Here is a 16,054-nt window from a genome sequence, read left to right as displayed (position 1 = left end):
CCATTTCGAGGATGAGGAGTCAAGGTGGGCAGAATGAGCGCATGATGGTTGTTGAACTGGTGTGGGAGTCTCCCGCGCCATTGGCTCGAAATGTGACAGCCCGGGCTGGTATGTGCCGGACCTTTGGCCCTTTGCGGGTTGTGGCATTTTGGTCCAGGAAAGCTTGTTCGATCAGAAGGCTGGCTTGCGATTCGGGAGGCTCCGGGTTTGGCTGCGCGCGCGATGCCGGGCGAGTTGCCGAAGCTGAATTATCCCGAGGCGCTGCCGGTGGTGGCGCGTCGCGGGGCCATCGTGCAAGCGATTCGCGAGCATCCCGTGGTCGTCGTGGTTTCCGAAACGGGATCGGGAAAGACGACCCAGCTGCCGAAGATGGTGGTGGAGGCGCTCGCAGCAAGGAGCAGGGAGCAGGGAGCAGGGAGTCAGACTCCACGCTCCAAGCTTCACGCTCCAAGCTTCCTGATCGGCTGCACGCAGCCACGGCGGATCGCGGCGGCGAGTGTAGCCGAGCGGGTGGCGGAGGAGTTGAAGGTGCCGCTGGGGGGCTTCGTGGGATACCAGGTGAGGTTCGAGGACCGGACCTCGAAGGAGACCCGGATCAAGTTCATGACCGACGGGATCCTGCTGGCGGAGACCCAGGGGGATCCCGAGCTGAAACGCTACGACGCGTTGATCCTCGATGAGGCGCATGAGCGATCATTGAACGTCGACTTCCTGCTGGGGTACCTGAAGCGGTTGCTCGATCGACGGCCGGATCTGCGGATCGTGATCTCGTCCGCGACCCTGGATGCGGGGGCGTTTGCGGATTTCTTTGCGGATGTGGCGGGCCGCCGCAACTACGGCCTGCGGCGGGCCGCCGCAGCCACGGGTGCAGCCACGGTGCCGGTGATCGAGGCGGAGGGGCGGGCGTTTCCGGTGGAGGAGCATTTCATGGCCGGCGACGAGGACGAGGACCTGAAGGACCAGGTCGTGCGGGCGGTGGATTGGCTGACGGGGGCCGAGGATGGGGACGTGCTGGTCTTTCTGCCGGGGGAAAGGGAGATCCGGGACTGCGCGGAGGCCCTGGAAGGGCGGCGCTATCGAAACACGGAGGTGTTGCCGCTCTTCGCGCGCCTCGGTCTCGGCGACCAGCGGCGGGTGTTCCATCCGGGGCCGAAGCGGCGGATCGTGCTGGCGACGAATGTCGCGGAGACCTCGCTGACGATTCCCCGCATCGTGTGCGTGGTGGATTCGGGGTTGGCCCGGGTGAGCCGCTGGAGTCCGGGGCGTGGCGTGCAGCGCCTGCAGATCGAGGAGGTGAGCCAGGCGAGTGCCCGCCAGCGCAAGGGCCGCTGTGGTCGGGTCCGCGAGGGCGTGTGCGTGCGGCTCTACGAGGAGGAAAACCTGGCGGAGCGTCCCGAATTCACCGACCCGGAGATCCGCCGGAGTTCCCTGGCCGGCGTGATCCTGCGGATGAAGTCGCTGGGGCTGCCGGACATCGAGGACTTTCCCTTCCTCGACCCCCCGGCGCCGAAGGCGATCTCCGAGGGGTATCGTACTTTGCGCGAGGTGGGGGCGCTGGACCGGGATCGCAAGCTGACGGACGCCGGTCGTGAGATGGCGCGGATGCCGGTCGACCCGCGGCTGGCGCGGATGTTGATGGAGGCCCGGGAGGAGGGAGTGCTGGCCGAGGTGCTGCCGGTGGTCGCCGGCTTGGAGACTCAGGATCCACGCGAGCGGCCGAAGGAAAAGCAGAAGGAGGCGGACAAGGCCCGGGAGAAGTGGCGGCATGAGGAGAGCGACTTCCTCTCGATCCTGCTGCTGTGGCGGGCGCTGCAGGAGTTCCGGAAGGGCAAGCGCTGGCATGGCAACCGGTTGAGGCGGTTCTGCCGGGAGCATTTCCTGAACTATCGGAGGGTGGTTGAGTGGGCGAATGTGCATGATGAGTTGGCGGGGGAGTTCGCTGCGGCTGGAAGCCGCAGAGACGGTCTGCGGCTGGAAGCCGCAGCCACCCCGCTTCCCGACTATGCGTGTTTCCACCGGGCGCTGCTTGCGGGGGTCCCGCGGCAGTTCGGACTGTGGGATCGGGAGCAGCGGGCCTACCGTTCGGCGGGCGGTGGCTTCTTTGCGGTCTTTCCGGGTTCGGGCCTGTTCGGCAGCAAGCGCCCCGAGTGGGTGATGGGCATGGAACTCGTCGAAACGACCCGGCTGTGGGCGCGACGGTTGGCCCGGATCGATCCGGCGTGGGTCGAGGAGGTGGCTCCGCACCTCTGTCGCAGTCGCTACTCCGATGGGCACTGGGACCCCGGCCAGGGTGCCGTGTATGCCAAGGAAACGGTGATCTGCGGCGGGCTGCCGATCATTGCCGGCCGGCGGGTGCACTTCGGGCGGATCGACCCGCAGGGCGCGCGGAAGATCTTCATCCGGGAGGGCCTGATGCAGGGCGGGGTGAAGGGCCGGTCGAAGATCGTCGAGCGCCTGCGGGACCTCCGCGGGGAGATCGAACTGATCGAGCACAAGTTGCGTCGTCGCGACGGGCTGTGGAGCGAGGAGGCGGTGCTGGATTTCTACGAGAGCCGGCTGCCCGATGGATTGAGCACGGCGAAGGCGTTCCATCGCTGGCGGAAGAATCACGAAGAGGCCAATCTGCCGGCTCGCGAGGATGTGGTTCTGGAGGATCTCGAGGGGCTTGACCTCGCAGGGTTCCCCGACTGGATCGAACACGAGGGTCAGGAGTATGCGGTGTACTATCGTTGTGATCCCGGGGCGCGCGACGATGGCGTGACGCTGGGCGTGCACATCGACCAGCTTCCGCACGTTCCCGATTGGCTTCCGGGCTGGGGGGTGCCGGGTGATCTGGAGCGGCGGGTGGAATGGTTGATCCGTTCCCTTCCGAAGGACCTGCGCCGGGCCTGCCAGCCGGTGGCGGATCGGGCGCGGGACTTTGTCGAACGGTGGGGCTCGGCTCCCAGGGAGGAAGGACTCGGAGAATGCCTGGCCCGGTTCCTTTCCGCGGCGAGCGGCTTCGAGATCGGGGCGCAGGACTTCGAATGGGCGCGGTTGCCGGACGAGTGGGTCACGAAAGTCTGGATCTGCGACGACGAGGGGGAGGAGATGGCGCTGGGGACCTCGCTGGAGGCATTGCGCGAGCAACTCGGAAGCGTCGTCAAGGAGCGCTTCGAGGAGGCGGCCAATGAGCAGTGGGAGAGCTCCGGCTGGACCGATTGGCCGGACATGGAGCTGCCGGAAGAGGTCGATCTCGGCGGATCACCGGCCTTTCCCGCGCTGGTCGATGAGGGCGAGTCGGTGGGAACGCGGGCCTTCTCGTCCCGGATCGAGGCGGCGGAGTCGCATCGGGCGGGGCTGGCGCGTCTGCTGGCGCTCGCGCAACCGGACCAGCGGGCCTACCTGAAGAAGAAGTTCCCGCTCGGCATGATGACCCAGGTCGAGTTGCCGCGCCTCGACGTCTCGATCGACGACCTGCTTGCGGTGGCGGCGGAGGGGGCGCTCGGTGAACGGTGGATCGCAACCGGTGAGGAGTTCGAGCGGCGTGCGGAGGCGGCCCGTGGTGAGTGGTGGCCGGCGGGGCAACGGATCGGGGCCGCGCTCGAAGAGGCGCTTTCGGCGGTCAGCGAAGTGCGGCAGTGGATCCACGACCACGGCGAGGACCGGCACCTGGCTCCGGTGGCGGCGGATCTGCAGGAACACCTCGACTGGCTGTTGCGCCGGCGCTTTGCCTGGCGATCGGGTTACGGACGCCTGGCGGACTACGGTCGGCACCTCCGGGGCATCCGCTCGCGGATCGGACGCATCAAGAGCGTGCCGCTGATCAAGGATCTCGAAAAGATGGAGCGGGTGCGCAACTTCTGGGAGCCGTGGTTTGCCGAATGGATGAAGCAGCCGGACGATCCCGCACTTTGGGAGTACGGCTGGCTTCTCAGTGAGTTCCGCATCGCGACCTTCGCGCCGGACGTGCCGGTGTGTGAGAAGGTTTCCGCCAAACGGCTGGGGAAGGGATGGTAAGGGGACGCTGGAAGATCATTCGGCAGGATGCCGAATGGGGCCGGCGGGCCGCCGGCGCTCCCCGAAGAGATTGCTACGATCCGGGTAGTAGATCGCGAACCTGTACCTTTTCCCACCAGTCCTTGAAACGCTGGATGAAGACCTCGTGTTCGGGGTGGGTCTGGTAGGCGTCCTGATCCTCGATGGAGTCGAACCGGGTCGAGAGCGCGTAGTCCCAGGTGTGGTCGATGACCGGGCGCTCCATGACGGGGGCCGGGGTGGCCCAGATGCCGCCGGTGACGAGATCGATCTCGAGGATGGCGGCGAGGCCCTTCTCGAATTCGGCACGGTCGGCGTCGTTCCTGCGTTCGGGCTTCAGCCAGAAATAGACGTGGTGTTCCATGCCCGGATCCTAGTGAGCGGAACCCGTGCGGGCAAGAGCCGGGCTTGATGCCCCGGCGTGATCGTGGGAGAAGGGGATCATGCGGATGGTTGTGGCGCTTGGCATCTCGGTGATGACGGTCTCGGCCGCCGAACTCCCGGTCCGGATCGCCGAAATGGCGAGGCTCCACCTCACCGTGCCCGCGGATCAGCCTCCACTCAAGCGGGTCGAGGTCTCGCCCGGATCGGCCTCGGAGGGAAGCTGGCTGGAGGATCCCGAGGCGCGGAGGCGCCTGACGGATGTGTCGATGCCGATCGACTGGTGGCGTTGGACGGAGGTTTGCCTGTCATTCGTCCCGGCTGCCGATGGAGTCGTCGACCTGAGCCTCAACGGGCCGTGGGCGGAAGCGTCTCCGGGCGTGCTGTGGCGGCAGGAAGTGCTTTGGGATGACTTCGAAGCGAAGGGGGCGGAGTTCACCAACGGGGATTTCACGAACGGCATTGCGGGCTGGAACTCACCCTGGGCGGATTATCCGGCGGAGAAGGAGTGGCCGATGAACGGGCGGGGGTTGGCCGCGTCGTGGCACGGTCGACCGCTGGTCCAGCGACTTGAGGTGAAGGGAACTCAGTTAGTGGAGCTGAAGTTCCGGGTGCGGGCGGCGGTTCCAGAGGGGTTCGAGGAGCCGAAACGCCTCGCTGCGGACACCCCCGCGCACCGGGCCTGCGCCAAGCTCAAGCGCGGCGTGAACCTGGGGAATGGCTGGGAGGCCGAGCCCGGAACCTGGGGCCTGAAGTACACGGTGGAGGACATCGACCGGATTGCCGATGCCGGCTTCGACCACATCCGGGTGCCGGTCGCGTGGCATTTCCATTTCGAAAAGGGCGCGATCGGACAAGGCCTCCTCGCGGAACTGGAGCCGGTGTTGCACCGCGCCATCGAGCGGGGCTTGTTCGTGCTGCTCGACTGGCATCATTTCGAGGCGCTCTGCGAGAAGCCGGAGTTGCACCGCCGGGAGTTTGTGGACGGGTGGAAACGCATCGCCGTTCATTTTTCCGACTGGCCTCCGCAGTTGTTCTTCGAACTGCTCAACGAGCCGAACGGGGCGCTCGACGGTGACGTGCTGAACGAGATTCATGCCGAGGCCCTCGCCGGGATCCGGGAGTCGAATCCCAAGCGCATCGTCGTGGCCAATCCCGGTGGCTGGTCGGTCGTGGGCTCGCTGGGCCGCATGCGGCTTCCGGACGAGGATGAGCGGGTGATTGTCAGCGTCCATTGCTACGATCCCTTCGAGTTTACCCACCAGGGGGCCGGCTGGGTCGGGTTGGAACCGCTCAAAGGGGTGGTCTTTCCCGGCCCGCCCGCAAAGCCGCTGGCGATGCCCCCTGGCCTGAAGGATCGCCATGGATTTCCCCAGTGGCTGGAGGACTACAACACGATGCCGTCGGAGGCGAATCCATGCTCGGCGCGGGAGGTCGAGCGTCTGATGGCGGTGGCGGCGGCATGGTCCGGGCATTTCGGCCGCCCGGTTCATCTGGGCGAGTTCGGGGCGTTCCAGACCGGTGAGCTCGGATCCCGCAAGCGCTATGCCCGCGCGGTGCGGAAGGCTGCCGAAAAGCACGGGATTCCGTGGTGTTGGTGGGAGTGGAAGGCCGGTTTCGGTTGCTGGGATGCGGAGCAGGGGCGCTCGGTGCTGATCGACGATTTGATCGGGCACTGACGCGGAGCCGTTTTCCGGCATTGCCTTGCAATAGCCCCGATCTCCGGTCGTAAGTAGGCGCGTGAAACTGCTGCCACTTCTGTTCGTCCTGCTGGCCTCGGCCGCCGATGCGGCGAAGCGTCCGAACATCCTGTTCATCTTCTCGGACGACCACGCGTTGAACGCGATTTCCTCCTATGAAGGTCCGCTCAAGGATGCGGCGCCGACACCGAATCTGGACCGGATCGCCGAGCAGGGGGCGATCTTCACCCGGTCCTACTGCACCAACTCGATCTGCGGTCCCTCGCGCGCCTCCATCCTCACCGGCAAGCACAGCCACATCAACGGCTACGTCGACAACAACACGTCGAGATTCGATGGCAGCCAGACGACCTTTCCGAAGCTGCTGCTCAAGTCGGGCTACCAGACGGCGCTCGTCGGCAAGTGGCACCTGAAAACGACCCCGGAAGGCTTCGACTACTGGGAGGTGCTCCCGGGCCAGGGCAGCTACTACAATCCCGACTTCATCCAGCAGGATGGCGGAAGAAAGCGCTACACCGGATACGTCACGGACATCGTGACCGAGCGCGCCATCGACTGGCTGAAGACGGGCCGCGACAAGGGCAAGCCCTTCCTGCTGATGTGCCAGCACAAGGCTCCGCACCGCAACTGGTCGCCGGCACTGCGTCATGTCGACCTGTGGGACGACGTCGACCTGCCCGAGCCGAAAACGCTCTTCGATGACTACTCGAACCGCCATCCCTCGCTGGCGAAGCAGCGGATGAGCATCGCGAACGATTTCTTCTGGGGTTGGGACATGAAGCTCAATGGTGACGCGCGTTTTCCGGAGTATTTCATGCCCGGCCTGGCGAATGGTGAGCGCGGACGGATGAATGAGGACCAGCAGGCCGCATGGGACGCGGCCTACGAGACGGAGAACCAGGCCATGATCGCCACGGTCGAGGCCGGCGAGATGAAGGGCGATGCCGTGACCCGCTGGAAATACCAGCGCTACATCAAGGACTACCTGCGCTGCATCCGGTCGGTGGACGAGGGCGTCGGCAGGATGCTCGACTACCTCGACGAGAGCGGACTCGCGGAGGACACCATCGTGATCTATTCCTCCGACCAGGGCTTCTACCTCGGCGAGCATGGCTGGTACGACAAGCGCTGGATGTTCGAGGAGAGTTTCGCGATGCCCTTCCTCATCCGCTGGCCGGGGGTGATCAAGCCCGGGTCGCGGAGCGAGGCGCTGATCCAGAATATCGACTACGCTCCGACCTTCCTCGAGGTCGCGGGGGTTGAGATCCCGGAGACCGTGCAGGGCCGCAGTCTGCTTCCGGTGCTCAAGGCTTCGGGCAAGGCACCCGAGGATTGGCGGGAGGGCCTCTACTATTTCTACAGTGGCGAGGCGACCCACCGGGTCGCGGCTCACGATGGTGTCTGTGATCAGCGCTACAAGCTGATGTACTTCCCCGGCGACAAGTCATGGAACCTCTTCGACCTCGAGAAGGATCCGATGGAGATGCGCTCGGTTCACGACGATCCGGCCTACGCGAAGGAGCTTGAGCGGATGAAAGGCCTGTATGCCCGGCTCCGGGATGAGTATCGGATGAACGAGGCGACGCTTCCGGCGCACCGCAACGACCAGGGGTGGTGGAAGAAGCGCCACGAGGAGACGCTGAAGGAGGTGAAGAAGGGCGGTCACGAGCTCGTCTTCATCGGCGACTCCATCACCCAGGGCTGGGAAGGGGCCGGCAAGCAGACCTGGGCCGAGTTCTACGGCGACCGCAAACCACTCAACCTCGGCTACTCGGGCGACCGCACCGAGCATGTCCTGTGGCGCCTCCTGAATGGCGAGCTGGAAGGCGTGGATCCGAAGGCCTACGTGCTGATGATCGGCACCAACAACACCGGTCACCGCATGGCACCACCGGAGGAGACCGCCAGCGGCATCAAGCTCATCCTCGAGTTGCTGCGCGACCGTTCACCCGACTCCAAGATCCTGCTGCTCTCCGTCTTTCCGCGCGACGAGAAGCCGGATGGTGCGAAGCGGAAGATCAACGATGGCGTGAATGAGATCATCAAGGGATACGCCGATGGCGAGATGATCCACTGGCTCGACCTGAGCGACACCTTTCTCGCCGAGGACGGAACGCTGCCGCGGGAGATCATGCCCGACTTCCTCCATCCCAAGGCCCAGGGCTATCGGATGTGGGCGGAGGCCATGGAGCCGAAGCTGAAGGAGCTGCTGGATTAGCATCCCGCCTTGTGAAGCGGGCTCTTTCCCGGGAACAGGTCCGCCCGCCAGACGGTCGCGCCGGAACAGCCTCTCACGCCATGAAACCCGTCCGATGGGGTCCTGGCGGTCGACGACGTGATTCTCGGCGCGGGTGGAACGGGTGCCGCTCCCGGAAACTTCGTTGACGATGCCCGCAAGGGCCTGGCGCTTGCCATCGGGGATGCGGAAGCCCGCAGCCCGGCGACGCTGAAACTTTTGCGCTGGCGCTCCGGCAACATCACCGAGGTGGTCCTGACCCTCCGGACTCCGGGCACCTATTCGGCGACGGATCCTTACAACTGTCCCAAGGTCCGCACAGATCCTTGAGAACGGTCTGGCCCACCGCACGGCCAACGAAGGGCCCGGCAATTTCGGCTTCGGCACTCCAGCCCTGCTTGCGGGCAATGATCCGTCGAACCCGGCCAACGAGGCACGCCAGGCGCTGGCACAGACCGAAGCTCTTCGCCCGGCTCAAGGTGACCGTGGCGACACCCTGACTCCCACCCGAAGCCTCCGAACCGTGGAAATGCGGTCACCCCGGCAGGACGCATGGGGTGGGCTGAGACATGGGCCTCGGACCGTGGGGACGATGGAGCTTCTTGGCGGCTTTTTCGGTTTGGAATGACGACGGTCTCACGACAGGCTTTCCGCATGCAGAGCTTTGAAGGAAAAGTGGCGGTCGTGACCGGTGGCGGCCGCGGCATCGGTGGGGCGATCGCGCGGGCATTCGCGGACCGGGGAGCGAGGGTCGCCGTGGTGAGTCGCAGCGAGTCGAGCTGCGGCGCGACCGCCGAGGCGATCAATGCCGACCATCCGGAGGCGGCGAAGGCCTACGCCGTGGATGTGGCGGATCACGAGGCGGTGCAGGCGCTCGGGAAGCAGGTCATCGAGGATTTCGGCGGCGTGAACGTGCTCGTGAACAACGCCGGCGTGACCCGCGACGGGCTGCTGATGCGGATGAAAGAGGAGGACTGGATGACGGTGCTCGACACGAACCTCAAGGGCGCCTTCAACACGGTGAAGGCCTTCATGCGCCCACTGATGAAGGCCGAGGATCCGCGGATCGTGAACATCGCCTCGGTGATCGGATTGATCGGCAATGCCGGCCAGGCGAACTATGCGGCGAGCAAGGCGGGGCTGATCGGCTTCACCAAGTCCGTCGCCCGCGAGTTGGCGGGGAAAAAGGTCACCTGCAATGCCATTGCACCGGGTTTCATCACCACCGACATGACCGACGTGCTGCCGGAGAAGGTGCGCGAGGACGTGCTGGCGAAGATCCCGCTGGGCGACTTCGGCACCGTTGATGATATTGCGGATGCCGTGGTTTATCTTTCAGGACCGCAGGGCCGCTACATCACCGGTCAGGTGCTCGCGGTCGACGGCGGCATGACGATGTAAGGATGGAGCTTCTGCTACTGCGTCACGGCAAGGCCGAGGACACCCACGCCGAGGGGGACTTCGCGCGGGAGTTGGTCGAGAAGGGGGTGCGGCAGTCGACCCGGGCCGGGCGCCTGCTCAAGGCGTTGGACCGTCGCCCAGATGTGGTGTTGACCAGTCCGCGGGTGCGGGCCAGGCAGACCGCCGGGCATTTCTGCGAGGCCGCCGGAATGCCGGGACCGGTCGTCCAGCCGTGGATCGACTGCGGGATGGGACCGGAAGAGGCGCTGAATGAATTGCAGTCGTTCAGCGAGTTCGGCCGCGTGATGCTGGTCGGTCACGAGCCCGACTTTTCGGGGCTCGTCGAGTGGCTGCTGGGAGACGGGGCCAGCGTCGAAGTGAAGAAGGGTTCGCTGATCGGACTGGTGGTGCGCCCCCCCTCGCGGGACGCCCGACTGCTCTTCAACGTGCCGCCGAAGATGATGGCGGGGAAACGGGAGGGGTGAGGCCCTCGCTCCCGACCAACCGATGAGGGTCCGGGTGAATGAGAGCGTTCCGGTCGGGCAACTGATTGCGCCTCAGTCTTTCTTCTCCTTCTTCTCCTCCGGCATGATGGGTGAGTCCCAGCCGGCGAGGTCGGAGGGGCGGACCCCTTTGGCTTCGCCGCCGAAGTTGAAGGTGCTGGGCTGGTAGGGGCCGACGAAGCGGATCTCGAGGTCCGGCTTGATGGCGTCCTCCAGACCCAGCGCCCAGAGGGTGCCGTTCAGGATCAGGCGGCGGTAGTTGTCGTCGAGGATGTCTTCGGAGGCGCCCTGGGTGGAGTGGAAGACGCGGTGCTTTTTGCCGTCCTTCGATTCGTAGTGGCGGGTCCAGGTCGAGGCCATCGGCTGCTTTTCCGGATCGGGGTCCGACTCGGGATCCATCGACACCAGCGGCTGCGAGGTCGTGAGCACGGTGAAGTCCGGGCCGGGCTTCCCGACGTAGCCGCCGGCGTGGCAGAAGGCGGGGCCTTCGAAGCCGGTGAGGATCACGTGGTCCTTCTGGTCCTCGACGGCCTCGATGCGGGTGCCCTGGACGTGGTTCTTGCCGTAGTGGCCGACCCAGGTGTTGCCGAGAACCTGATGGCCGAAGCCGTTCTCGTAGCCCTCGACCTTCGAGCGGAAGTCGTACTTCGCATACCTGGCCTTGGCCGGGATCTTGAAGGCGTGGGACGAGGTGCGCAGGCCAACGACCGGACCTCCTCGCTTGAGGTAGGCCTCGATGTGCGCCATCTCTTCGTCCGGGATGTTCAGGAAACGCGCGAAGATGAAGAACAGGTCGGCCTCCTCGAGCGCCTCGAGGCCGGAGACCCGTGAAGACCCCGCGTCGATGAAGCCTTTCTCATCGACGCCGAAGACGACCGTGCACTTGAAGCCGTGATGCCTGGCGAGGATGCGGGCGAGGGCCGGGCAGGTTTCCTCGGCGCGGTACTCGTGGTCGCTGGCGAGGAAGACGATGTGCTTGCCGAGGCCGGGACCGGCGGTGCCTTCATAGACGACCGGTTGGACTTCGACGGCATGGGATGTGCCGAGTCCGAGGATGGAGGCAAGGAAGGTGAGGATCGATTTCATGGATCAATTTGGGGTTGGAGAAAGGGGAACCGCAAAGGCGCAAAGGCTGGAATGGTGTGGATGTCTGGATTTAGAGATGGGAACCGCAGATTGCGCAGATTACGCAGAGAATCAATGGGATGGATGAAGTTGGGCATCACTCACCAGGCGACTCTCTCTCTGTTTTCAACTCTCACAAAATCCCCTTAATCTGCGAAATCTGCGGTTCATCATCTCCAGTTTTGGGTTCACCCGCTTTGCCCCTCTGCCGTGAATCCCATCCTGCCAGGATATCCCGGCAAGATGATGGTCATTTCATCGGGTGTTCCTTGAGGAGTTCCTCGGGCTTCCAGAAGATGCTGCGGTCGCGGGTTTCCGCGCGGACCTTCTTCACGGTTTCGGGAGCGACGGGTGACGCCTTGTTGCCCCAGGAATTCCGGACGTAGGTGAGGACGGCGGCGGTTTCCTTGTCGTCGAGCAAGGCTCCGAAGGCCGTCATCGGCGGCACACCCTTGGCGGGATCATAGACTTCGCCGTTGACCTCGATCTTGCCCCACAGGCCGTGCAGGGTGAGCTTGATCAGGCGCTCTTCGCTGCCGGTCACCCAGGCGCTGTCGGCCAGCGGCGGGTAGACCTTGGCCATGCCTTTGCCGTCCGGCTGGTGGCAGGTCACGCAGTGGGCATCGCGATGGAAGATCTCGGCACCGAGGCGGTAGGTGTCGGCATCCTGCCCGGTGAGATGGGCCGGCACCTTGACGTCGATCTTTTCTTCTTCCTGCACGATCTGGGTCGGGCGCTTGCCCTTGGTCGGATCGGCCGGTCCCCAGTGCTGGGCGACGGTTTTGGCGGCGGGCCGGGCGTGGGGTTCGGGGGAGTTGAGCAGGGCGTCGAGCAACTCCTGGTCGCGCACGTCGTGCTGCTGGTGCAGCCAGAGGGCTTCGAGCAGGTGGTGGGCGTGTTCCTTGTTCTTCGGATCGAATTGCTTCATCCATTCCTTCACCGCCGCCATCACCTCGCCGGACTCGTGCTCGCTGAGCTCGATGCGGGTCCGGTGGCGCACGCCGTCGACCGGGTGCTTGAGGTTTTCCAGCAGCTTGGCGATCGGCTGGTCGTCGATCGCGACGGGCTCCTGCAGTGGGCGATCCTTGCAAACCATCCGGTAGATCCGCCCGTGCTTCTTGTCGCGTTTCGGATCGCGGATGTTGTGCTGCATGTGGCCGATGATGATGTTCTGCCAGTCGGCGATGTAGAGGGCGCCGTCCGAGCCAAACTCCGCATCGGTCGGGCGGAAGTTCTTGTCGTCGCTGAAAAAGAAGCTGTCGGTCGGGTCTCCCTTGACGACGCCGGTCTCGCCGTCGCGGTGGAGTTCGTAGCGCTTGATGCCGAGGTAGCCGATCACGTTGCAGACGAGGAAGTCCTGCTGGAGGTCGTCGGGGAAGTTGCTGCTCGAGACGACGGCGTTCGCCGGAACCGGGCGGACCTCCTTTTTCACCAGCTCGTGCATCTTGAAGCCATTGCCTTGCGGGCGCACCTGATAGGACCGGCCGCCGGTGCCGTCGTTGGCGAAGTGGTAGCCCCAGGAGTCGAAGCTGGTTCCGTGGGGGTTCGGGCTGTTGCCGGCGTGGAAGGTGATCGTGTAACGCCGGGGATCGAAGCGGTACATGCCCGAGGCGGTCGATGACAGGTTCGGTCCCCACGGTGTTTCGAAGTTGTTCTGCAGGAAGATGCCGCTCTGCCAGTAGAGCGCGCCATCGGGGCCGATGATGAAGTTGTTCGCCGCGTGGTGGGTGTCGGACGAGCCGATGCCCTGCACCAGCACGATTCGGAGGTCGGCCTTGTCGTCACCGTCGGTGTCCTTGAGGAAAAGGATGTCCGGCTGGGAGGCGACGATCACACCGCCGGCCCAGAACTCGAAGCCGAGGGGGTTGTGGACCTTGGCGAACTCGATCGCCTTGTCGGCGACGCCGTCGCGGTCTTCGTCGGGCAGGATGAGAAGGCTGTCGGTCATCTCCTTGAGCGGCTCCCATTTCGGGTAGGTGCTCCAGCAGGCGGCCCACAGGCGGCCCTTCGAGTCGACCTGCATCTGCACCGGGTTGACCATCTGCGGGAACCGCTTTTCGTCGGCGAAGAGGTTCACCTCGAAGCCCTTGGGGATGTGCATCTTCGCAATCGCCTCCTCACCGCTGAGATAGTCTTCGTTGCCCTCCTTTCCGGGGTTCGAGCTTTTGCTACCCCCGCCGACATTCGAGATGACCTCGATCGGTGCCGGCACGTTCGAGTCGTCGACCTGGTGATCCCTGCCCTGGGCGGTGGCCCAGATCTTGCGGTCGCGGTTGGCGGTCATCACGTCCAGCATCTTGAGCTCGTGTTCGAGGACCTCGCGGTTGGTCTGGCCGTTGACGAACTTCAGCCCGGAGCGTCCGCCCCAGATGTCGTTGCCGTCGGTGGCGCGGTAGCGGTTGTGCCAGTGCCAGTTCTTGTCGAGGACCGCCTGGCGCAGCGGTTCGATGGCCGGGGTGGATTTGACCTGCTTGCCGGTGATGGCCGAGGCGATCACCTCGCCAAGCTGGCGGTTTCCCTCGGGAAGCAGATGCACGCCGTTGAGGGTGATGGGCGAGTCGGCCTTGGCGTAGAGTGACTGGGAAGCGGAGAATAGATCGACGAATGCGACGCCCTTTTCCCCGGCGACCTGCTTGATGGCCCCGGTGTAGAGGGCGAGGTTGACGTTGTTGCTGCCGCCGTCCGGGAGGTTCGGATCGCCGTGATCCTCGTGGGCGATGGGCGAAAACAGCACGAAGCGCGGCTCGGATTCGCCGTTGAACTTCGCGGCCCGGTATTTGTCGATCATGCTGCCGAGATCGTTCCTGAAGCCTGCGACGCCGGCCTCGCCCTTGAAGGACTCGTTGTAGCCGAACATCACGAAGATGACGTCCGCCTGGCAGTGCTTGAGGTAGTCTTCAGGCGAGGTGAAGCCCTTGCTTCGCGGCCGCGAGGTCACCGTGTCGCCGGTGAAGGCCATGTTGCGGAAGGCGATCTGCTGGTCCGCCAGCCCGCTCTGCAGCAGGGTCTCGACCCAACCGTCGTGCTGCATCCGGTCGGCGAGTCCGTTGCCGATCAGGCAAACGACGTCGTTCTTCTGCAGGGGGAGCTGGGCCAGGCTTGGAAGCGGCAGGAGGGCGGCTCCGAGAAGGAGGCGGGGCAGGGCGAAGAGGGTCCGGTACATGAGTAAACCCCTTCAACGTGTCGGGGCGGCCCGGCTTTACAGGGAATTCCGTGCGTCCGCTTTTCGGGCGAGGGCGACGAAGGCCGGCAGGTCGCGGATGTCTCGGCCGAGGACGTAGCCCCGGATGCCGGCATTGCCCGCCCCTTCACCGTCGGCGATGGCGGAATCGCCGACGTGCCGGACCTGGGAGGGGGACAGGCCCAACTGCTGAAGGGCATGCTCGAAGATGACTGGTGAGGGCTTGCGAGCCCGGGCGTCTGCCGAGGTGAGGATGAGCTCGAAATGGGGGGCGAGTCCGAGCTCATCGAGCACCCGATGCAGGCGCCGGTCGAAGTTCGAAACGACGGCCAGCCGGAAGCCATGCGCCACTTCGAGGGCCTCCACGACCCCGGGAAGCACGCTCCAGGCATTTCCGGCGGCGTAGTGGTCGAACAGATCCGTGAAAGCCTCGTCGGGCACTTCCCCGCCCACTGATTGATCGACCACCCGCCGCCACCATTGACGCTCGGCGGCATCACCGTCGACGTGGCTTGGAAAGTCGGGCTCGCCGGCTTCGGAGAAGGCCCGGGCGAAGCCGGCTTGAAGATCACCGTAGGCGATGCGGTGGCGGCCCAGGATGCGGGCATAGGTGTCACCGACCGGCTCGGCGGGCGCGATGAGGGTGCCGGCGGCGTCGAACAGCAGGGCTTCGATCACGCCGGGAAACTGACCGGTCGACCCGGCCCCGGCAATCCCCGGCTTGCGATCCGGGGCCGGAGGTTCAGCATTGAGGCATGCTCCGGATCCCATTTGCCGTCGCGCTCGTCTTCAGCCTGTGGCTGACCGCCTGTCGTGAGAAACCGCCCGTGGCCGGGAACGCTCCGGAGCCCGAGGCTCCCGCCGACCCGTGGCGACCCTTGAGCGGGAAGTGGGAGCACGCGCTCGGCGGCGAGATCAAGGAGACAGACGGAGTGCTGCAACTCGGCATGGGCTACTCGATGACCGGGGCCCGCTGGACGGGAGAGATTCCGCAGGTGCCCTTCGAGCTTGAAGCCGAGGCCCGCCGGGTCGAGGGCACGGACTTCTTTTTCAGCGTGACCTTTCCGGGGCGGACCGACGACGAGGCGGCGAGCCTGATCGTCGGCGGATGGGGCGGGGGACTGGTCGGGATTTCCTCCATCGACGGCCTCGATGCGTCGGAAAATGAGACCGCCGATTTCCGCGAGTTCGAGAACGGGCGCTGGTATTCGATCCGCCTGCGGGTCACGGCGGATGAGATCCGGGCCTGGATCGACGACGAGGAGGTCATCGACGTCTCCATCGAGGGCCGCCGCCTGTCCCTGCGGGTCGGACCGATCGAGGACTGCCAGCCCTTTGGCGTGGCAACGTGGGAAACGATCGGCGAGGTGCGCGGCATGCGCTGGAAGCCGCTCGCGGAACCCCTTCAACCTTAGCTAGGGCGTTTGCTTGGCAGGCTATGATTGGATGGGTTGTGCCATATTGATGGTGTTCACTGATTTTTGGCGGTGGTCGCGGTAGTGGTCGAAGG

10 protein-coding genes and 1 pseudogene are annotated in these 16,054 nt (G+C 65.1%); 7 read left to right on the top strand and 4 right to left on the bottom strand.

Annotation, left to right across the window (positions count from 1 at the left end):
* The first annotated feature begins 207 nt into the window (after positions 1–207).
* Positions 208–3,999 carry an ATP-dependent RNA helicase HrpA gene (hrpA, locus tag ACG2LG_RS19815; RefSeq protein WP_396261975.1) on the top strand — a complete coding sequence of 1,264 codons (3,792 nt, stop codon included), beginning with the start codon at positions 208–210 and terminating at the stop codon, positions 3,997–3,999.
* A 73-nt stretch (positions 4,000–4,072) separates the two neighbouring features.
* On the opposite strand, the gene ACG2LG_RS19810 is transcribed toward hrpA, so the two are convergent.
* Complete coding sequence (locus tag ACG2LG_RS19810; protein WP_396261973.1) at positions 4,073–4,381, bottom strand: Dabb family protein; 309 nt, start codon at positions 4,379–4,381, stop codon at positions 4,073–4,075.
* 85 nt (positions 4,382–4,466) lie between these two features.
* On the opposite strand from ACG2LG_RS19810, the gene ACG2LG_RS19805 reads away from it, so the two are divergent.
* The 5 genes and pseudogenes from ACG2LG_RS19805 to ACG2LG_RS19785 all read left to right on the top strand — a co-directional run bounded on the left by ACG2LG_RS19805 (position 4,467) and on the right by ACG2LG_RS19785 (position 10,220).
* Positions 4,467–6,077, top strand: coding sequence for a glycoside hydrolase family 5 protein (locus ACG2LG_RS19805; RefSeq protein ID WP_396261971.1), 1,611 nt, complete (start codon positions 4,467–4,469; stop codon positions 6,075–6,077).
* Between the two features lie 61 nt (positions 6,078–6,138).
* A complete protein-coding gene (locus ACG2LG_RS19800) occupies positions 6,139–8,316 on the top strand; it encodes a sulfatase/phosphatase domain-containing protein (protein ID WP_396261969.1) in 2,178 nt (725 codons plus the stop codon).
* Positions 8,317–8,415: 99 nt separating this feature from the next.
* A pseudogene (locus tag ACG2LG_RS19795) lies at positions 8,416–8,664 on the top strand (DUF6288 domain-containing protein); the annotation flags it as partial.
* Between the two features lie 324 nt (positions 8,665–8,988).
* On the top strand, positions 8,989–9,735 hold the full coding sequence (fabG, locus tag ACG2LG_RS19790; RefSeq protein ID WP_396261967.1) for a 3-oxoacyl-[acyl-carrier-protein] reductase: 747 nt from the start codon (positions 8,989–8,991) through the stop codon (positions 9,733–9,735).
* Between the two features lie 2 nt (positions 9,736–9,737).
* Positions 9,738–10,220 carry a SixA phosphatase family protein gene (locus ACG2LG_RS19785; protein WP_396261965.1) on the top strand — a complete coding sequence of 161 codons (483 nt, stop codon included), beginning with the start codon at positions 9,738–9,740 and terminating at the stop codon, positions 10,218–10,220.
* A gap of 72 nt (positions 10,221–10,292) precedes the next feature.
* Here the strand turns inward: ACG2LG_RS19785 and ACG2LG_RS19780 are convergent, their stop codons facing one another.
* From ACG2LG_RS19780 to ACG2LG_RS19770, 3 genes are all read right to left on the bottom strand, one after another.
* Positions 10,293–11,324 carry a hypothetical protein gene (locus ACG2LG_RS19780; protein ID WP_396261963.1) on the bottom strand — a complete coding sequence of 344 codons (1,032 nt, stop codon included), beginning with the start codon at positions 11,322–11,324 and terminating at the stop codon, positions 10,293–10,295.
* A 289-nt stretch (positions 11,325–11,613) separates the two neighbouring features.
* Positions 11,614–14,526 carry a PVC-type heme-binding CxxCH protein gene (locus ACG2LG_RS19775; protein WP_396261962.1) on the bottom strand — a complete coding sequence of 971 codons (2,913 nt, stop codon included), beginning with the start codon at positions 14,524–14,526 and terminating at the stop codon, positions 11,614–11,616.
* A gap of 36 nt (positions 14,527–14,562) precedes the next feature.
* Positions 14,563–15,222 carry an HAD-IA family hydrolase gene (locus ACG2LG_RS19770; RefSeq protein ID WP_396261960.1) on the bottom strand — a complete coding sequence of 220 codons (660 nt, stop codon included), beginning with the start codon at positions 15,220–15,222 and terminating at the stop codon, positions 14,563–14,565.
* Between the two features lie 77 nt (positions 15,223–15,299).
* Between ACG2LG_RS19770 and ACG2LG_RS19765 the strand changes: the two genes are divergently transcribed.
* A complete protein-coding gene (locus tag ACG2LG_RS19765) occupies positions 15,300–15,959 on the top strand; it encodes a DUF1080 domain-containing protein (RefSeq protein WP_396261958.1) in 660 nt (219 codons plus the stop codon).
* Positions 15,960–16,054: the final 95 nt, after the last annotated feature.

It is taken from the genome of Haloferula sp. A504 (assembly GCF_044385805.1).
GTDB lineage: Bacteria > Verrucomicrobiota > Verrucomicrobiia > Verrucomicrobiales > Akkermansiaceae > Haloferula.
Note: the sequence above shows the minus strand (reverse complement) of the source record. Positions and strands in the feature narration are given on the sequence as shown.